The sequence below is a fragment of the Klebsiella planticola ATCC 33531 genome (genome assembly GCF_000735435.1).
In the GTDB taxonomy this organism is placed as follows: Bacteria; Pseudomonadota; Gammaproteobacteria; order Enterobacterales; family Enterobacteriaceae; genus Klebsiella; species Klebsiella planticola.
The window spans coordinates 58561-77691 of sequence record NZ_JMPP01000018.1 but is presented as its reverse complement, the minus strand read 5'-3'; the positions used below and the strand labels follow the sequence as shown (position 1 = coordinate 77691).

Below are 19131 nucleotides of genomic sequence, written 5' to 3'. Positions count from 1 at the left end.
CTGTCCTGCGCATCCGAAAGTAAGGATTTATAAGCCGTTTGGCTATCGTTTTACAGTCTGTATGTTAGATTGGTGCAAATTACCGCCGGATGGCACGTAACGCCAACTTTTTACCGCGGCAGACTCGATACAATCAGCAAATATATTTAGAATTTGGGCAGCGCTTTATGCTTCACAACAAGGAATGCAAATGAAGAAACTTTTCCCCATCCTCATCGGTCTGGGCCTGACTGGCTTCAGCGCCATGAGCCAGGCAGAAAACCTGATGCAGGTTTATCAGCAGGCGCGCGTCAGCAACCCTGACCTGCGTAAATCAGCAGCCGATCGTGATGCTGCATTCGAGAAGATCAATGAAGCACGTAGCCCGTTACTGCCTCAGCTTGGTCTGGGCGCAGATTATACTTACACCAATGGCTATCGCGACAGCAACGGCGTGAACTCGAACGTCACCAGCGGCTCGCTGCAGTTAACGCAGACCCTGTTTGATATGTCGAAGTGGCGCGCCCTGACGCTGCAGGAAAAAGCGGCCGGTATTCAGGATGTCACCTATCAGACCGATCAGCAAACGCTGATTCTGAACACCGCGACAGCCTACTTTAATGTCCTCAGCGCGATTGATACGCTTTCCTATACCGAAGCGCAAAAGCAGGCAATCTACCGCCAGTTGGATCAGACCACACAGCGCTTTAACGTTGGCCTTGTGGCAATCACCGACGTGCAGAACGCCCGTTCACAGTACGATTCAGTGCTGGCAAACGAAGTAACCGCGCGCAACAACCTCGACAACGCGGTAGAAGCGCTGCGCCAGGTCACCGGCAACTACTATCCGGAGCTGGCATCGCTGAACGTAGACGGCTTTAAAACCAACAAACCGCAGACGGTAAATGCGCTGCTGAAGGAAGCGGAAAACCGTAACCTGTCGCTGCTGCAGGCGCGTCTGAACCAGGATCTCGCCCGCGAACAGATTCGCCAGGCGCAGGACGGTCATCTGCCGACCCTGGATTTAACCGCCTCGACCGGGGTCTCAAACACCTCCTACAGCGGTTCCAAAACCCACAACAGCACCCAATATAACGACAACGATGCCGGACAGAACAAAATCGGTCTGAGCTTCTCGCTGCCGCTGTATCAGGGCGGGATGGTTAACTCGCAGGTGAAACAGGCGCAGTACAACTTCGTTGGCGCCAGCGAACAGCTGGAAAGCTCGCATCGCAGCGTGGTTCAGACCGTTCGTTCTTCCTTTAATAACATCAATGCCTCTATCAGCAGCATCAATGCCTACAAACAGGCGGTGGTCTCTGCGCAGAGCTCCCTTGATGCCATGGAAGCCGGCTATTCCGTGGGGACGCGTACCATCGTCGACGTCCTGGATGCCACCACCACCCTGTACAACGCGAAGCAGCAGCTCTCCAGCGCACGTTATAACTACCTGATTAACCAGCTGAACATTAAATCTGCGCTCGGTACTCTGAACGAGCAGGATCTGGTTGCGCTGAACAACACGCTGGGCAAACCGGTCTCAACATCACCAGATAGCGTCGCACCGGAAACCCCGCAGCAGGATGCTAACGCTGATGGCTACAGCAGCAATGCAGCCCCGGCGGCAACACCGGCTTCGACCCGCACCACGAAAACCAGCGGCGCGAATCCTTTCCGCCAGTAATCGTCGTTGCGTCATGGCGCTTCGCTTAACGAATTCCGCTAAGCGAAGCGCTAAACGTAAGGCAACGTAAAGATCCCCTCCTTTCCCTCCCTCTTCGCTTCATTTTCCACCACTCATCCTCTATCCTGAGCGTTAACAAACCGCAATACCACTGGGTCCTGGAAGACAAATATGAAACGGACAAAAAATATCAATCATGCCTCGTTCCGTAAAAGCTGGAGCGCGCGCCATCTGACGCCGGTCGCCCTTGCCGTTACGGCCGTATTTATGCTTGCCGGTTGTGAAAAAACCGACGAGACGGTTTCTCTGTACCAAAACGCCGATGACTGCTCTGCAGCCAACCCGGGAAAAAGCGCTGAATGCACCACCGCTTTCAACAACGCACAGAAGGAAGCGGTACGTACCGCGCCGAAATATGCCACGCGTGAAGATTGCGTCGCTGAATTCGGCGAAGGCCAGTGCCAGCAAACGCCGGCTCAGGCAGGCGTCGCGCCAGAAAACCAGGCGCAGGCACAAAGCAGCGGCAGCTTCTGGATGCCGTTGATGGCAGGCTACATGATGGGCCGTATGATGGGTGGCGGCATGGGTGCACAGCAGCCGCTGTTCAGCTCGAAAAACCCGGCCAGCCCAGCTTATGGCCAGTACACCGATGCCGGCGGTAAGAGCTACGGCGCCGCACAGCCGGGCCGGACGATGAACGTACCGAAAACGGCGATGGCGCCAAAACCCGCCACCACCAGCACCGTCACCCGCGGCGGCTTTGGTGAATCGGTCGCGAAGCAATCTGCTATGCAGCGCAGCGCGGCAGGCACCAGTTCGACTAAACGCTCAATGGGCGGCTAAATCACATGGAAAGAATCAGCATCACGGAGCGCCCGGACTGGCGTGAGAAGGCGACCGAATACGGCTTCAACTTTCATACCATGTATGGCGAGCCGTACTGGAGCGAAGAAGCCTATTACAAACTGACGCTGGCGCAGGTTGAAAAGCTTGAAGAGGTCACCGCCGGGCTGCACCAGATGTGTCTGCAGGCGGTGGAAAAAGTCGTCGCCAGCGATGAACTGATGGCGAAGTTCCGCATTCCGAAACACACCTGGGGCTTCGTTCGCCAGTCGTGGAAAACCAACCAGCCGTCGCTCTACTCGCGTCTCGATCTGGCATGGGACGGCGTGGGCGAGCCGAAGCTGCTGGAGAACAACGCCGACACCCCGACCTCGCTGTATGAAGCCGCCTTTTTCCAGTGGATTTGGCTGGAAGATCAGATTAACGCCGGCCAGCTGCCAGCAGGCAGCGACCAGTTCAACAGCCTGCAGGAAAAGCTGATCGAGCGTTTTTCCGAGCTGCGCGAACAGTTTGGCTTCCAGCTGCTGCATATGGCCTGCTGTCGCGATACCGAAGAAGATCGCGGTACCGTTCAGTATCTGCAGGACTGTGCCGCAGAAGCGGGTGTGGCCACCGAGTTTCTGTATATCGAAGATATCGGCCTGGGTGAAAAAGGTCAGTTTACCGACCTGCAGGATCAGGTGATTGGCAACCTGTTCAAGCTCTACCCGTGGGAGTATATGCTGCGCGAGATGTTCTCTACCAAACTGGAAGACGCGGGCGTACGCTGGCTCGAACCGGCGTGGAAGAGCATCATCTCGAACAAAGCTCTGCTTCCGCTGCTGTGGGAGATGTTCCCGAACCACCCTAACCTGCTGGCGGCTTACTTCAGCGAAGATGCGCATCCGGAGATGGAGAAGTACGTCATTAAGCCGATCTTCTCCCGTGAAGGGGCTAACGTATCGATCGTGGAAAACGGCAAAGTGCTGGAAGCGGTTGAGGGTCCATACGGAGAAGAAGGCACCATCGTGCAGGAGTTCTATCCGCTGCCGAAGTTTGGCGACAGCTATACGCTGATCGGCAGCTGGCTCATCAACGATCGGCCAGCCGGGATCGGCGTACGCGAGGATCGGGCGCTGATCACCCAGGATCTGTCGCGTTTCTATCCGCACATTTTCGTCGAATAAGATTTGCCCCGGCAGCGCTGACGCCTGCCGGGGTTTTTCCGCTATCTTCTACGCCCCAATCAGCACCGACAGCATGCTCAGCGATCCCATCTCCATCCCTTCCACCGGAATAGATATCGGCTCTTCGCCGTCCCAGGTACCCAGAACGTAGAGCAGCGGCAGGAAGTGCTCCGCCGTCGGATTAGAAAGCGATCCGCCCTCATGCGCCAGATAGTTCACCAGCGGATGCTCTGCAGCCGGTCCCTTCCAGCTCAGGTTGGTTTTGACGTAGTCATTAAATGATTCCGCCCACGGGTAAGGCGTGCTCTCGCCATGCCAGCGTGCCGTTCTTAGGTTATGCACCACGTTACCGCTCGCCACCAGCATGATGCCTTCATCACGTAGCGCGGTCAGCTTGCGCCCCATCTCCAGATGCCAGGCTGCCGGTTTGGTGCTGTCGATGCTCAACTGCACCATCGGGATGTCCGCATCGGGATACATTTTTATCAGCACGCCCCATGATCCATGATCGAAGCCCCAGGCTTCTTTATCCAGGGTCACAGGCACCGGCGCCAGCAGCTCAACCAGACGCTGCGCCAGTTCAGGTGAACCAGGAGCCGGGTAATGCGTATCGTACAGCGCCTGCGGGAAGCCGCCAAAATCGTGGATCGTCTTCGGCGTTTCCATGGCCGTTACCCCGGTACCGCGAGTAAACCAGTGCGCAGAAACCACAACGATAGCTTTTGGCCGCGGCAATGTTTCGCCCAGCTGCCGCCAGGCGCGGGTATAGATGTTATCTTCCAGCACGTTCATCGGGCTGCCGTGGCCTAAAAACAACGCTGGCATTCGGGTACGGGACATGGTGATATCCTTAAACAGAGGAATTGTGATGCCTTCACATTACGCGTTTTTGCGTCAGGATAAACTCAGATAAGCATGATGATGATCGTCAGAAAATTTGAATGTAATTCGCTGTAAAGGGTCGCATCTCCCTCTCGTCGTGAGCTGATAATCTGGATATCATTAATGATAATCATTATCAAAGGAAATGAATAATGTCGTCACCCTTAATATTGACGCTGCTGGCGGGTAGCGCCACATTCATCGGGGCTATTTTTGGCGTGCTGGGCCAGAAGCCATCCAACCGGCTGCTGGGATTCTCCCTGGGCTTTGCCGCGGGCATCATGCTGCTTATCTCACTGATGGAGATGCTGCCCGCTGCGCTGAACGCGGAGGGCATGTCGCCGCTGCTCGGTTACGGTATGTTTGTCATCGGCCTGCTGGGCTACTTTGCGCTCGACCGTATGCTGCCCCACGCGCATCCACAGGATCTCATGTCGCCAGGTATGCCGCGTCCGCGTAACCTCCGCCGAACCGCAATGTTATTGACTCTGGGCATCAGCCTGCACAACTTCCCGGAAGGGATCGCCACCTTTGTAACGGCCAGTAATAACCTTGAGCTGGGCATGGGCGTCGCGCTGGCGGTCGCTTTACACAATATTCCCGAGGGGCTGGCGGTGGCCGGCCCGGTTTATGCCGCCACCGGTTCACGGTATAAGGCCGTACTCTGGGCCGGGCTTTCCGGTATGGCGGAGATTCTCGGCGGCCTGCTGGCCTGGCTGATCCTCGGAAGCCTGGTGTCACCCGTCATGATGGGCGCCATCATGGCAGCCGTTGCCGGGATCATGGTGGCGCTGTCGGTCGATGAGCTAATGCCGCTGGCAAAAGAGATCGATCCGCAGAGCAACCCAAGCTATGGCGTACTGTGCGGCATGTCGGTGATGGGATTAAGTCTGGTTGCGCTGCAGGCAATGGGCATTGGCTGATGGCAAAAACAACAAAGCCCACGCAGAGGTGGGCTTTGCTATGACGCGGGGCCAGAATCAGCTGGCTTTGCGCTCATGTTCGCGGCGATAGGCCACCAGATCTTCAATGGTCACCACGGCCATATTATGCTTCTGCGCGAACGCAATGCACTCCGGCGCGCGCGCCATCGTACCATCGTCGTTGGTCAGTTCACACAGCACGCCAGCCGGCTTAAAGCCCGCCAGCGTCACCAGATCGATGGTCGCTTCAGTATGACCACCGCGGGTCAGCACGCCGCCCGGCTGCGCACGCAGCGGGAAGACATGGCCTGGACGGTTGAGATCAGAAGGTTTAGCGCCGTCGGCAATGGCCGCGCGCACGGTGGTCACGCGGTCAGCGGCGGAAACACCGGTGGTGACGCCTGCTGCAGCTTCGATGGTCACGGTAAAGCCGGTGCCGTATGCGCTGGTGTTGTTTTCCACCATCATCGGCAGGTCAAGCTGCTTACGGCGTTCATCGGTCAGGCACAGGCAGACAATACCGCTGCCGTGGCGAATGGTCAGCGCCATCTGCTCAACGGTCATGGTTTCGGCGGCGAAAATCATGTCGCCTTCGTTTTCACGGTCTTCATCATCAAGCACCATCACACCGCGGCCTTCGCGCAGTGCATTTAAAGCGTGTTCCACACGTTCAAAAGCGGTACCAAAAGAGGAAAGGAGCGTCTGATTCATGGTAAATAAACCTCATTAAAATTATGGTTACCAGAATCAGGGCAGTCTTAGGAGCGCCGGTTTAGCGGCAAAAGTCAACGCAAGCGGATCGAAACCCGACTGAGCCGTTACTCTCTCCCATCCGGACTTTAACCGTCGGCCCCGGAATTACACCGGATCTGCTGACCTTTCTGCTTTCACAGAAAGCGCTCGCGGGCTTTCAACGCTATGGTTGATTTACCGCCGGTGGGGAATTTCGCCCCGCCCTGAGAATAAGCGAGATCACTATAACGCTATTGATTATCATCGGCAATGCATAAGCTTCAAACATTTCTGGTTTATAGGTAGCGTCGATCGCACTACAATGAGCGATAAATCGACCAGAGCAGGAAACCACCATGATTGACCCGAAAAAAATTGAACAAATCGCCCGCCAGGTCCATGAATCGATGCCGAAAGGCCTTCGCGATCTTGGGGAAGATGTCGAGAAAAAGATCCGTCAGGTACTCCAGTCGCAGCTGACCCGCCTGGATTTGGTCAGTCGCGAAGAGTTTGATGTGCAGACGCAGGTGCTGCTGCGCACCCGCGAAAAACTGGCGCTGCTGGAGCAGCGAATCAGCGATCTGGAAAGCCGCGCGGCCGCCCCGACCGTCGAAGAAAAGCAGTAAAAAACAACGGGCCGTCAGGCCCGTTGTTGTATCAGTGTTCCAGCTCTGGCTCCGACGCCGCCTCTTCACTGACCTGACGGCAGTAGAGCTCATACCGCTGGCAAAACCATTCACGCTGAGCTTCATCCATATTGCCGACAATGGCCTGCAGATCAACGGTATGACCTTGCGCATACATTCTGGCGAAACTCAGGGCCAGAAAATCAAAGTTCTTCATTGAATACAGTTCGTGATGATTCATCCGCATACTCCTTCAGCCGTGTGTGTTCTGATTGGTCATATGCTTTCTACTGACTTCAGTATTTATACTTACGCTAACGCTTTCTGTACGAAAAATGCGCTCAGGTCGCCTGTTTATTGCGCTGAATCATCTCTGTCATCAATAAATAAAAAAAAGCCGGCGATCTTACGATCGTCGGCTTTCTTTGTCGGGCGTTATCCGGGGTTCTTCAGCCGCACGATACGCAGCCCCGATCTCCCAGAACGCCCGCCCGGCGTCACAAATTACTTCCCGCTGTCTTTCTGGATCTTCTTAATGATGTTGGTCGTAGAGCAACCATCTTCAAAGTTCAGCACCAGAACGTCGCCGCCGTTCGCCCAGACTTCCTCGCTACCCGCGATATCTTCCGGCTTATAGTCGCCGCCTTTGACCAACAGGTCCGGCAGAATGCCAGCGATGAGGCGCTGCGGCGTATCCTCTTCAAATGAGACGACCCAGTCGACGGCTTCCAGCGCGCCGAGCACAATCATGCGCTGCTCCAGCGGGTTAACCGGACGAGACTCGCCTTTCAGACGTTTGGTCGACGCATCGCTGTTGACCGCAACGATCAGCCGATCGCCGAGCTTACGCGCATTAGCCAGATAAGAAACGTGGCCCGCATGCAGAATGTCAAACACGCCGTTGGTCATCACCACTTTCTCGCCGCGCTTACGCGCCGCCGCAACGGCCTGTTTCAGCTCGTCTTCGTTCATCACGCCGAACCCGGTCTCCGCGCGCCCGCGCACGGCGTTTTCCAGCTCGATAGGTGACACGGTGGATGTCCCCAGCTTGCCGACCACCACGCCAGCCGCCGCGTTGGCAAAGTAGCACGCCTCTTCCAGAGTATTGCCGGAGGCGAGCGTCGCCGCCAGCACGCCAATCACCGTATCGCCGGCACCGGTGACGTCATACACTTCTTGCGCCTGAGTCGGCATATGCAGCGGCGGACGGCCCGGCTGCAACAACGTCATCCCCTGCTCGGAGCGGGTCACCAGCAGTGCGGAGAGTTCGAAATCCGCAATAATTTTCAGGCCGCGTTCGACAATGTCGGCTTCGTCTTTGCACTTGCCTGCTACGGCTTCGAATTCGGAGAGGTTCGGCGTCAGCAGCGTGGCGCCGCGATAGCGTTCAAAATCGGTGCCTTTCGGATCAATCAGCACCGGTACGCCAGCATCGCGCGCCAGCTTAATCATGGTCTGCACGCTAGCCAGCGCGCCTTTTGCATAATCGGACAACACCAGCGCCCCAATGGTACCCAGCGCCTGCTGAATACGGTCATGCATCGGCTGCGGATCGACGCCGGAGAATCCCTCTTCGAAATCCAGGCGAATCAGCTGCTGGTTGCGCGACAGCACGCGCAGCTTGGTGATGGTCGGGTGAGTCGGCACGGAGACGAAATCGCACTTCACGTTGACATCCGCCAGCGCCTTACTGAGCGCACGCGCGGCGTCATCAATCCCGGTCAGGCCGACCAGACGGGAAGTCGCACCGAGAGAGGCGATGTTCATCGCCACGTTTGCCGCACCGCCGGGACGCTCTTCGATATTTTCCACCTTGACCACCGGTACCGGGGCTTCGGGGGAAATACGGCTGGTGGGACCATACCAGTAGCGGTCCAGCATGACATCGCCAACCACCAACACTCCTGCACGTTCAAACTCCGGCAGCGTTACTTTCATGACTCTCTCCTGCGAGATACAAACTTTGCGCGCGATAATAGCACACCCGGTTTTTTAGTTAAGCCATCAACCACTTCTGCCAGCTGGCGCTCACCTGCTGACGTTCATGGGTAAAGGCGTCCGGGGCGACGTTCCCCGGCTGTTCCTGCAAGGCCAGATGATGCAGCGCATCGCGCAGCGTGGTGTACGCATGGGTCAACGCCCGCGCTTCTTCATCATCCATAATGTCGTTTTGCGCCAGCAGTTCCAGAATGCGCACGTTATCAGACCAGCGCGTCAGCTTCGGTTTATCGTGCGCATAGCGTAGGACCAGATACTGGGTAATAAATTCAATGTCGGTAATGCCCCCGGCATCGGCTTTAATATCAAAGCGATCCCGGTGCTTATTGCCGAGATGCGCGCGCATCTTCTCCCGCATTTCCCGTACTTCGGTCTGCAGCGTCTCCCCTTCACGCGGGGTGCTGAGAATATCGCGCCGGATAGTATCAAAACGCACCTGCAGCTCAGGATCGCCATAGACCACGCGGGCGCGCACCAGGGCCTGATGTTCCCAGGTCCAGGCTTCATTTTTCTGATAATCGGCAAACGCATCGGTCGTGGTGACCAGCATACCCGCGGCGCCGGAGGGACGTAAGCGAGCATCCACTTCGTACAGAATCCCCGAGGACGTGCGGGTGCTGAAGAGGTGCATAATGCGCTGAGCCAGGCGCAGATAGAACTGGCGCCCGTCGATTTCGCGCTCCCCGTCGGTCATCACCTCCATCGGACAGTCATGCAGGAACACCAGGTCAAGGTCAGAACTGTAGCCCAGCTCCCAGCCCCCCAGTTTACCGTAGCCGACGACCGCAAAACCACGCCCCTGACGGTCATGCAGGTGCGTCGGCTGGCCATAACGCGCCACCATCTGCATCCACGCCTGCTGGACCACCGCATCAATCATCGCTTCGGCCAACCAGGTTAAGTGATCGCTCACTTTCATCACCGGCAGCGTACCGGCGATATCGGCAGCGGCAATATGCAGCAGCTGTGCCTGCTTAAACTGGCGCAGCGCCTCCAGCTGCTGCTCTTCGTCCTCTTCCGGCACGCGCAGCAGATACTGGCGCAGCTCATCGCGATAGGCATCGGTCGCCGTCGGTTGATAGAGGGTATTGGGATCCAGCAGTTCATCCAGCAGCAGCGGATGGCGCGCCAGCTGACTGGCAACCATCGGCGAGGCGGCGCAGAGGCTAATCAGATGTTTCAACGCGCCGGGAAACTCGCTGAGCAATTCCAGATAGGTGGTTCGGGTGACGATACCGGTCAACAGCGGCGTAATCCGCGCCAACGGCACCGGCGCATCGGCCCGCGAGCACACCTCGCTGAGCAGATGCGGCATCAGTTGATCCAGCACCTGGCGCCCGCGCGGGCCGATAGTGCGTTTATCCAGCTCTTTACGGAAATCGGCAATCAGCGCCAGCACGCTGCGACGGTCGTCATCCGCAAGATGGGCCAGCGCCGGGCTGGCGTCATCCTCTTCCAGCGCATCCTGCCACAGCTCGCGCCAGTACTCCTCCAGCTGCTCATCCGGTGATTGCGTTTCATCATCGCCAATCAGCTCGTTGAACACCCGCCGTACGCTGGCCATTTTCTCTTCCAGCTGCGCGGTCAGCGTTTCCCAGTCATCAACATGCATCCCCCACGCCAGGCGAGCGCGATTAAGCGCATCCTGTGGCAGAGTTTGCGTCTGCTCGTCATTGATGCTTTGCAGCAGGTTTTCCAGGCGACGTAAGAACAGGTAGGCATCACGCAACCGGGCGGCATCGCCTTCCGGCAGCAGGTGCAGCTCATCGATCGCCGCCAGCGTCGGAAGCAGCGCCCGCAGCTGGAGCGCCGGTTCGCGTCCGCCGCGGATCAGCTGGAAGACCTGTACGATAAATTCGATTTCGCGGATCCCGCCCGCACCGAGCTTGATATTGTCCTTCAGCCCGCGACGACGAACTTCACGGGCAATCATCCCCTTCATGTTACGCAGCGACTGGATCACGCTGAAGTCGATGTAGCGACGGAAGACGAACGGCCGCAGCATGGCGCGCAGTTCGTTGGCGTAGGTGCCTTCGTTATCGCCCATGATCCGCGCTTTGACCATCGCGTAGCGCTCCCAGTCGCGCCCTTGTTCCTGATAGTAATCTTCCAGCGCGGCAAAGCTCAGCACCAGCGGCCCGCTGTCGCCGAAGGGGCGCAGGCGCATATCAACGCGATAAACAAAGCCATCCTGCGTCGGCTGATCGAGAACTTTAATCAGCCGCTGGCCGAGGCGGGTAAAGAACTGTCCGTTATCCAGCTCGCGGCGCCCGCCGCGGGTTGAGCCATGTTCTGGCCAGGCAAAAATCAGATCGATGTCCGACGAGAAATTGAGTTCGCCTCCGCCCAGTTTCCCCATCCCGAGGATCAGCAGCGGCTGCGCTTTACCTTCGGCACTGGAAGGGGTTCCCCACTCGTTACAGCAGGCGGTGTATAGCCAGTCGCGGGCGGCGACAATCAGCGTCTCCGCCAGCGCGCTTAGCTGCTGCAAACTGCTCTCTTCACTGACCAGCGACAGCGCCTGTGCCCAGGCGATGCGCACCATGATCCGGCGGCGAAACAGGCGCAGCTCACGCATTAGCGCCGCTTCGTCGTTGACCCCGGCCAGGGCGGCCTGTAGCCAGTCGGCATAGTGACGCCACTCCTGCGCCTCGGGGGGCGAGTTTTCAAGCTCGGCCAGCCACTGCGGCTGCGCCACCAGACTCTGCTGGACGAAATCGCTGAACGCCATCACCGACTGCGCCTGCGGACTTAGTGTGGATAATGGAAAATCCGCCGGCAGTCGGTCTACAACCGTCTGCCAGTGCTGCTGTAACTGTGAAGAAAGCGGCATTATAGGGGTCTCCCTGGCCTGAAATTATCGTTTTCCACTATGCAGCCAGAATGGCTCCGCGGCCAGCGCCTGGCGGCGGAAATATTCAATGACGCTACGATCTTTGTGCTCAATCGCACGACGGACCTCCAGCCAGTTCTCCAGCCAGGAGGCAGCAGCATCGGCATAGGCGCCGGCAAGCAGCTGAATACAGTCAATGTCGCGGGCCAGACGCGGCAGCTGGCCGTCGTAATCGTCCCCCAGCGTCTGCTGAAACGCATTTTTTAACTCCGCCGCCGCCCGCGAAAGCTGGATATCGGCGAAACGTTTAAAAGAGCCGGCGATCTTCTTCTGCGCGTTCTCATTTAAAAAGGCGCGCCAGCTGCGGCTCACCAGCCATTCGGTCAAGGCGAGCTTCGCGCTGACTGCGGCAATGCTGAACAGCGCCGACGGATCCTTGCCGGCCTCCGTCAGGACAGCTTCCGCTTCAGCGAGCTGTTCGCGCAGTTGCGCGGTGGCCTTACGCGGCACGATGCCGCCAAACAGCACCAGCGCATGACGTACCCGGGCGATGGCGCGGAGGATTTCTCCTTTTGCCATCGGATTACCGCGGCTCCAGACCTCATCATGATAGAGCCAGTGCGCCAGCGCGTTTTCCAGCGACGCCTCCAGCCCCTGTTCTACGTTGGCTTTTGGCGCCACCTGCAGAACGCCGAATGGCTGCACCGGGCGCGCTTCATTACCCTGGGCAAGATGGTATCCGCGCGCCGCTTTGCTGAGACTTCCCTGGCGCAGCACGCCGGTTTCCAGCAGACGACGGGCGAGCGCCAGCACATCCTCCGTCTTGCCAGAGAGCAGTTCCAGCTCCAGCTCGCAAATCGCCTCCTGATGCTCAGGGGTTTTCACCTCCCCGCGATCGAGCGCGATTTCAATCTGGCTCTCTCCTTCGCTGAGCACCCATTTTTCACGTTCAAAATCGGTACTGAACAACGGCTGTACGTTTTGCGCCAGCTCCGTGGGCAGTTCGCCCTGCGGCCAGACCTCGGCAGGAAGGCGTTCCAGCGCCAGTTCCGGGCTTTCCAGCGGGATGTTGAATTCCGGACGCTGATGCAATCCGCCCACCACGCGCCCGGCGATTTTCAGGGTCATTTCATACCGACCGCGATCGCCACGGATGCGCAGCCCCATATCGTGACGGCGCAGCCAGTTATCCGCCGTTTCATAGTAAATATTGAGCAATTGACCCGCAGGCGTGTGCTGGGCATTAAGCGCGTTAAGGTGCTGGCGCAATGTTTCCACGCCGCTGTCGGAGACGATAAATTTTAATTCGATTTCTTGAGCCATGACTGAATTCTTCCGCTTCTTTGCGCTGCCGGGAAAATACGGCGAACTATCGCCGATATTTTTTGTCAGTAGATAGTATTTTGCGGCGATTCTCCATGCAATGCGCATTTTGCCGGGCCACCTCCCGGATGTTTCCGATTGTGGCAGAAAACTTTGCGTCGCTATGGCGATGCCACTACTATCGTTCAACTTTTTATGATCAAACGATGACCTGATGCCAAAATTACGCCTTATCACTTTTACTTTGCTGGCGCTCAGCGCCGCCACGGCGGTTCATGCAGAAGAAAAACGCTATGTTTCTGATGAACTGAACACCTGGGTTCGCACGGGGCCGGGCGATAATTATCGTCTTCAGGGCACCATTAACGCCGGGGAAGAAGTTTCTCTGCTGCAGACCAATGACAGCACCGGTTATGCCCAGATCCGCGACGGCAACGGCCGTACCGCCTGGATTCCGCAGAAAGAGCTGAGCACCGAGCCCAGCCTGCGCACCCGCGTGCCGGATCTGGAAAATCAGGTGAAAACCCTGACCGACAAGCTGAATAACATCGACACCACCTGGAATCAGCGCACCGCCGACATGCAGAAAAAGGTCGCCGGCAGCGATACCGTTATCAACGCGCTGAAAGACGAAAACCAAAAGCTGAAAAACGAGCTGGTTGTCGCCCAGAAGAAGGTGAATGCCGCGAATCTGCAGCTGGATGATAAGCAGCGCACCATTATCATGCAGTGGTTTATGTACGGCGGCGGCGTGCTTGGCGTCGGACTGCTGCTCGGTCTGGTGCTGCCGCATCTGGTCCCGAGCCGTAAACGTAAAGACCGGTGGATGAACTAATTCGTCTTCTCTGCCAGACTTACGTATCATCTTGAGCAAAGTGGATACGGGAGAGTCAGGCGTGAAGATTTATCTGGTCGGTGGTGCAGTTCGGGATGCGTTATTAGGGCTACCGGTCAAAGACAGAGATTGGGTCGTGGTGGGTGCCACGCCTGAGCAGTTGCTTGATGCGGGCTACCAGCAGGTAGGCCGCGATTTCCCCGTATTTCTGCACCCGAAAAGCCGGGAAGAGTATGCTCTGGCACGTACTGAGCGTAAATCGGGTTCCGGCTACACCGGTTTTACCTGCTATGCCGCCCCGGACGTCACGCTGGAACAGGATCTGCTGCGCCGCGATCTGACGGTCAATGCGCTGGCTCAAGATACCGATGGCCTGATTATCGATCCCTACGGCGGCCAGGCCGATTTGCGTCTGCGCCTGCTGCGCCACGTCTCACCCGCCTTCAGCGAAGACCCGCTGCGCGTTCTGCGCGTGGCGCGCTTCGCCGCCCGCTATGCCCACCTGGGCTTTCGTATTGCCGACGAAACCATGGCGCTGATGCGTGCCATGGCCGACGCCGGCGAACTGGCGCATCTGACGCCGGAACGCGTCTGGAAGGAGACGGAAAACGCCCTTGGCACCCGTAATCCTCAGGTCTTTTTCCAGACCTTGCGCGACTGCCACGCGCTCGGCGTGCTGTTCCCGGAAATTGACGCGCTGTACGGCGTTCCGGCACCGGCTAAATGGCACCCGGAAATCGACACCGGTGTACATACGCTGATGACCCTGACGATGGCGGCAATGCTGTCGCCGGAAATTGACGTTCGCTTTGCAACGCTATGCCACGATCTCGGCAAAGGGCTGACGCCAAAAGCGCTCTGGCCGCGCCACCACGGCCACGGTCCGGCAGGCGTCAGGCTGGTCGAGCAGCTCTGCGCCCGCCTGCGCGTGCCGAACGACATTCGCGATCTGGCGAAGCTGGTCGCCGAATTCCACGACCTGATTCATACCCTGCCGATACTGCAGCCCAAAACGCTGGTCAAACTGTTTGATAATATCGACGCCTGGCGTAAGCCGCACCGGGTCATGCAAATCGCCTTAACCAGTGAAGCGGATGTGCGCGGACGTACCGGATTCGAAGCCCGCGATTATCCGCAGGGACGCCTGCTGCTTGAAGCCTGGGAGATAGCCCAATCGGTCTCTACGAAAGAGGTGGTTGCTCAGGGCTTTAAAGGGCCGGAGATTCGTGAGGAGCTGACGCGGCGCCGCATTCTGGCCGTCGCGAAGTGGAAGGAAGAGCGCTGCCCTCAGCCTTGCGACTGAGGGCCCGGTTTTACCGGCGCTTCAAACTCAGAAGAAGATAACGTAAACCACTGCCGCGACGACAAAACGGTAGATGGCAAACGGGATAAACGAGATACGTTTAATCAGCTGCAGGAAGGTTTTAATCGCGATCAGCGCCACGATGAACGCCATAATAAAGCCGACGGCAAACATCGGAATATCGCTGGCGTTAAGGAAACCGATGCTCTTATACACATCCAGCACGGTCGCCCCCATCATCATCGGCACCGCCAGCAGGAAGGAGAACTCTGACGCCGCATAGCGGCTTACGCCCATCAGCATCCCACCGGAAATAGTCGCACCGGAGCGAGAGAAGCCGGGCCACAGCGCCAGGCACTGGAAGCAGCCGATGATAAATGCCTGACGATAGGTCATATCATCAATGCCGACGGCACGCGGCTGTTTTGGCTTCAGCACTTCCGCCGCGATCAGCAGCAAGCCACCCACGATCAGCGCATACATGACGTTGACCGGGTTGAACAACGATTTGATGGTATCGTGGAACAACAGGCCCAGCACCACCGCCGGAACCATCCCGAGTAAAATATGAATCAGCGATAAACGGCCGCTTCCCTGGCCTTCATGTTCCGGTGGTTTACCGAAATGAATACCGATCAGACCAAACAGACGACGCCAGAACATGACGACAACAGCAAGAATAGAACCTAACTGAATGACCACCTCAAAAGTATTTGCCGTCTCGCCTTCAAAACCCAGAAGATGGCCGACAATAATCATATGGCCAGTACTGGAAACAGGTAAAAATTCCGTTAACCCTTCAACCACACCCAATATTGCCGCCACCAGCAGCGAGTGTATATCGCTCATCCAATAAACCCTTTAAAAGTAAAATGAAAAAACCAGATACGCTGAACCATTCCATCAGGTGATATTGATGCGGCCAGTCTGGAGACGGACGGCGCAGGAAACCGGAGCGTACACGGAGTACGCGTAAATTTCGAGTGCTGTCCTGACCCTGAGCGGCAATTAAATATCCCGATAGCCGGATCCTGTGACCGGTATAAACTCAATTTGTTTAACGAGTATGACCTGAAAAGTTTTGTTTCAGATTAAGGCTACGTCCGACTGCGCTCGATAATCACGCCCACGTTTGCCGCCCGGGCAACGGCGCCCGGTTTGCTGACTTTAATCCGCACCCACGGCGAGGGGAATTTTTCCAGCAGCAGATCGGCAATCTCTTCCGCGACGCGTTCAACCAGCGCAAAACGCCCGCCTTCAACGTGACCAATCACCAGCTCGCTGATATCAGCATAGCTGAGGCAATCATTGACATCATCACTGCTTGCCGCTTTGCGGTTGTCCCACGCCATTTCGATATCGAACACCAGCTTCTGTTCAATGGTTTGTTCCCAGTCGTAAACACCGATAGTGGTGATTACCGAAAGTTGCTCTATAAATACAATATCCATCACGACCTGCCTGCTTTTTGGCTAAACCGGATACCACTTCCGGCGAATTATGCGTATTATCCACAGATGCAAAGACATCCCCTAAATAATTCGCATTGCAGGAAAGCAGCGGCGCAGCAAGCGTTCTGGCTCAATGCACGCTCCGATGACGGCACGAAAGAAGCGCGCCAGCGCATCAGCGACGCGAAGGAGAGCGGGGACAAAATGACATTTTCAAAATGGAACAGCTGATGAGTGCAATCGCGCCTGGACTGGTTATCCTTGCCTACCTCTGCGGCTCAATTTCCAGCGCCATTCTGGTGTGTCGTCTCGCTGGCCTGCCCGACCCTCGCGATAGCGGTTCCGGCAATCCTGGGGCGACAAACGTACTACGAATTGGCGGCAAGGGAGCAGCCGTAACGGTTCTTATTTTTGATGTGCTCAAAGGCATGCTGCCCGTCTGGGGTGCCTGGGCGCTCGGCCTGACGCCTTTCTGGCTGGGCCTGGTCGCCATTGCGGCCTGCGTAGGCCATATCTGGCCGGTATTCTTTAACTTCCGCGGTGGTAAAGGCGTGGCGACCGCTTTCGGCGCAATCGCCCCCATCGGCTGGGATTTGACCGGCGTGATGGCGGGTACCTGGCTGCTGACCATCCTGCTCAGCGGCTATTCGTCGCTGGGGGCTATTGTCAGCGCGCTGATTGCTCCCTTCTACGTCTGGTGGTTCAAACCGCAGTATACCTTCCCGGTCTCTATGCTCTCCTGCCTGATTCTGCTGCGCCATCACGACAATATTCAGCGTCTGTGGCGCCGCCAGGAAACCAAAATCTGGTCCCGGCTGAAAAAGAACAAAAAAACGCCTGAGCAGAAATAATCTTGCGCCCGGTGGCTCACGCCGGGCCCCCTTTATCCCGACATTCTCTCTGAATTGCCCTTTTTGGCAGCCAATCATTCTGAACCCACCGCTCAGCAAAAGATAATCATTTCACAACAATCACTTAGCTATGTCTTATAACCAAAAATAATTTATCCCTGCCTGCCACGATGTTTACTCTGAATCCTTTATAAAACAGCACAGAACAACATCATGACAGACGTAATCAACGCGGATCCGGTCGCAGCGGCGGGATCGCCTGGCGGGGAAGTACAGTGGATACGCGGCGCGGCCGATGTATCGCGTTTAATTAATGAGGGCAGCAGCGGGCGCAATAATGCGCGTATCGTCATGGGTATCGCCCTCGGCGGTATTTTTCTTGACGCCTACGATCTGGGCTCCCTGGCCTTCGGCCTGAAAGATATTACCCGCGAGTTCAATCTGACCCCTGCCGGTACCGGAATGGTGGCGTCGGCCATCACCTTCGGGGCAATCGTCGGCGCGCTGCTGGGCGGCTACCTGACGGATAAAATCGGCCGCTACCGCGTCTTTATGGCCGATATGCTGTTTTTTGTGGTGGCCGCGATCGCCTGCGCGCTGGCCCCCAACGAATATGTGCTGACCGGCGCCCGTTTTGTCATGGGCCTCGGCGTCGGTATCGATCTGCCGGTGGCGATGGCCTTCCTGAGCGAGTTCTCAAAGCTTAAGGGGCCGGGCAACAAAGCGGCCAGCGTCGCCATGTGGTGCCCGACGTGGTATGCCGCCATCAGCATCTCGTATCTGCTGGTGCTCTTATTCTACGCCGTGCTGCCAGAAAGCCACAGCGACTGGCTATGGCGGCTGATTCTGGGCTTCGGCGCGGTGCCTGCGCTGGTGATTATCGCCATTCGCAGCCGCTATATGAGCGAATCACCGGTGTGGGCCGCCAATCAGGGTAACCTGCGCGACGCCGCCGCCATTCTCCGCAAGGCCTATAACATCAACGCCCACGTGGCGCAGGACGCGCTGGATAACCCGACGCCGGTGGTGAAAAAAGCGCAGTGGAGCAACTATTTCCGTCTGTTCCAGGGCGTCTATCTGCGGCGAACCACCCTCGCCACGCTGCTGTCGGTGGTCTCTTCCTTTGCCTATAACGCCGTCGCCTTCGGCCTGCCGGTGATCATCTCCAGCTTCTTTGTTCAGTCGATGCTGACCACGATTGTGATCTCGCTGGCGCTGAATCTGCTCTTCGCCTTTGTCGGCGGTCTGCTGGCGGTTCGGCTGGTGCCGCGTTTAGGGGCCTGGAAGATGTCGCTGGCGGGCTACAGCTGCCAGCTGGCGGCGCTGCTGGGGCTGGCGCTGATCGGCCGTCCGCACGGCGCGGGCGAAGGCATCGCGGCCGTGGCGATGCTGGCGCTGTTCCTGTTCGGCCAGGGGTTTGGCCCCGGCGCCCACACCATGACCTTTGCCTCGTTGAGCTATCCGACCTCACTGCGCGGCGTCGGCGTTGGCCTGAATCAGACCCTGATGCGCAGCAGCTCAACCCTGTCGCTGTTCCTCTTCCCGCTGCTGGTTGCAGCCCTGGATACCCAGGTCTTTTGGATTATCGCCGCCGCGCCGCTGATTGGCCTGCTGTCGCTGCTCGCTATTCGCTGGGAACCGTCGGGTTATGACATTGACGCCGAGGATTATCAGGCGTAATAATCTTTTCGCTAAACGGCCG

Annotated in this window: 16 protein-coding genes, 1 pseudogene and 1 riboswitch; of the genes and pseudogenes, 9 read left to right on the top strand and 8 right to left on the bottom strand. The window is 57.4% G+C overall.

Annotated features, from left to right (window positions below; genetic code table 11):
- Positions 1–190 precede the first annotated feature (190 nt).
- The 3 genes from tolC (at position 191) to GRPL_RS17855 (ending at position 3672) form a co-directional block, all read left to right on the top strand.
- The gene (gene tolC / locus GRPL_RS17845) at positions 191–1663 is read left to right on the top strand and encodes an outer membrane channel protein TolC (RefSeq protein WP_032690679.1); all 1473 of its coding nucleotides are present in this window, start codon (positions 191–193) and stop codon (positions 1661–1663) included.
- A 171-nt stretch (positions 1664–1834) separates the two neighbouring features.
- Positions 1835–2506 carry a DUF1190 family protein gene (locus tag GRPL_RS17850; RefSeq protein ID WP_004867777.1) on the top strand — a complete coding sequence of 224 codons (672 nt, stop codon included), beginning with the start codon at positions 1835–1837 and terminating at the stop codon, positions 2504–2506.
- 5 nt (positions 2507–2511) lie between these two features.
- Positions 2512–3672: a glutathionylspermidine synthase family protein gene (locus GRPL_RS17855; protein WP_032690677.1), complete on the top strand. Its 1161-nt coding sequence runs from the start codon at positions 2512–2514 to the stop codon at positions 3670–3672.
- Positions 3673–3720: 48 nt separating this feature from the next.
- On the opposite strand, the gene ygiD is transcribed toward GRPL_RS17855, so the two are convergent.
- Positions 3721–4512 carry a 4,5-DOPA-extradiol-dioxygenase gene (gene ygiD / locus GRPL_RS17860; RefSeq protein WP_032690676.1) on the bottom strand — a complete coding sequence of 264 codons (792 nt, stop codon included), beginning with the start codon at positions 4510–4512 and terminating at the stop codon, positions 3721–3723.
- Between the two features lie 194 nt (positions 4513–4706).
- Between ygiD and zupT the strand changes: the two genes are divergently transcribed.
- The gene (gene zupT, locus GRPL_RS17865) at positions 4707–5477 is read left to right on the top strand and encodes a zinc transporter ZupT (protein ID WP_032697551.1); all 771 of its coding nucleotides are present in this window, start codon (positions 4707–4709) and stop codon (positions 5475–5477) included.
- A gap of 57 nt (positions 5478–5534) precedes the next feature.
- Here zupT and ribB read toward each other — a convergent pair whose 3' ends face one another.
- Positions 5535–6188: a 3,4-dihydroxy-2-butanone-4-phosphate synthase gene (gene ribB / locus GRPL_RS17870; RefSeq protein ID WP_032690674.1), complete on the bottom strand. Its 654-nt coding sequence runs from the start codon at positions 6186–6188 to the stop codon at positions 5535–5537.
- Between the two features lie 105 nt (positions 6189–6293).
- Positions 6294–6445: riboswitch (FMN riboswitch) on the bottom strand.
- Positions 6446–6565: 120 nt separating this feature from the next.
- On the opposite strand from ribB, the gene ubiK reads away from it, so the two are divergent.
- A complete protein-coding gene (gene ubiK, locus GRPL_RS17875) occupies positions 6566–6835 on the top strand; it encodes a ubiquinone biosynthesis accessory factor UbiK (RefSeq protein ID WP_004867791.1) in 270 nt (89 codons plus the stop codon).
- Between the two features lie 31 nt (positions 6836–6866).
- Here the strand turns inward: ubiK and glgS are convergent, their stop codons facing one another.
- The 4 genes from glgS to GRPL_RS17895 form a co-directional block, all read right to left on the bottom strand.
- Entirely contained in the window at positions 6867–7076 is a 210-nt protein-coding gene (gene glgS / locus GRPL_RS17880; RefSeq protein ID WP_032698765.1) for a cell surface composition regulator GlgS, read from the bottom strand.
- Between the two features lie 263 nt (positions 7077–7339).
- Positions 7340–8773 carry a bifunctional D-glycero-beta-D-manno-heptose-7-phosphate kinase/D-glycero-beta-D-manno-heptose 1-phosphate adenylyltransferase HldE gene (gene hldE / locus GRPL_RS17885; RefSeq protein WP_015585701.1) on the bottom strand — a complete coding sequence of 478 codons (1434 nt, stop codon included), beginning with the start codon at positions 8771–8773 and terminating at the stop codon, positions 7340–7342.
- Positions 8774–8831: 58 nt separating this feature from the next.
- Positions 8832–11669, bottom strand: a complete 2838-nt coding sequence (gene glnE / locus GRPL_RS17890) for a bifunctional [glutamate--ammonia ligase]-adenylyl-L-tyrosine phosphorylase/[glutamate--ammonia-ligase] adenylyltransferase (protein ID WP_162180067.1) — start codon at positions 11667–11669, stop codon at positions 8832–8834.
- A 21-nt stretch (positions 11670–11690) separates the two neighbouring features.
- Entirely contained in the window at positions 11691–12989 is a 1299-nt protein-coding gene (locus tag GRPL_RS17895) for a CYTH domain-containing protein (RefSeq protein ID WP_032690671.1), read from the bottom strand.
- A gap of 214 nt (positions 12990–13203) precedes the next feature.
- Between GRPL_RS17895 and GRPL_RS17900 the strand changes: the two genes are divergently transcribed.
- Both GRPL_RS17900 and GRPL_RS17905 read left to right on the top strand, forming a co-directional pair.
- Positions 13204–13824, top strand: a complete 621-nt coding sequence (locus GRPL_RS17900; protein WP_032698763.1) for a TIGR04211 family SH3 domain-containing protein — start codon at positions 13204–13206, stop codon at positions 13822–13824.
- A gap of 61 nt (positions 13825–13885) precedes the next feature.
- Positions 13886–15127: a multifunctional CCA addition/repair protein gene (locus GRPL_RS17905; protein ID WP_032690670.1), complete on the top strand. Its 1242-nt coding sequence runs from the start codon at positions 13886–13888 to the stop codon at positions 15125–15127.
- A 27-nt stretch (positions 15128–15154) separates the two neighbouring features.
- On the opposite strand, the gene bacA is transcribed toward GRPL_RS17905, so the two are convergent.
- Together bacA and folB are read right to left on the bottom strand one after the other, a co-directional pair.
- A complete protein-coding gene (gene bacA, locus GRPL_RS17910; protein WP_004867807.1) occupies positions 15155–15976 on the bottom strand; it encodes an undecaprenyl-diphosphate phosphatase in 822 nt (273 codons plus the stop codon).
- 208 nt (positions 15977–16184) lie between these two features.
- A pseudogene (gene folB, locus GRPL_RS17915) lies at positions 16185–16578 on the bottom strand (bifunctional dihydroneopterin aldolase/7,8-dihydroneopterin epimerase).
- Positions 16579–16808: 230 nt separating this feature from the next.
- Here folB and plsY point away from each other — a divergent pair.
- Both plsY and GRPL_RS17925 read left to right on the top strand, forming a co-directional pair.
- A complete protein-coding gene (plsY, locus tag GRPL_RS17920) occupies positions 16809–17429 on the top strand; it encodes a glycerol-3-phosphate 1-O-acyltransferase PlsY (RefSeq protein ID WP_032697633.1) in 621 nt (206 codons plus the stop codon).
- Positions 17430–17642: 213 nt separating this feature from the next.
- Positions 17643–19109, top strand: coding sequence for an MFS transporter (locus GRPL_RS17925; protein ID WP_032697547.1), 1467 nt, complete (start codon positions 17643–17645; stop codon positions 19107–19109).
- Positions 19110–19131 lie beyond the last annotated feature (22 nt).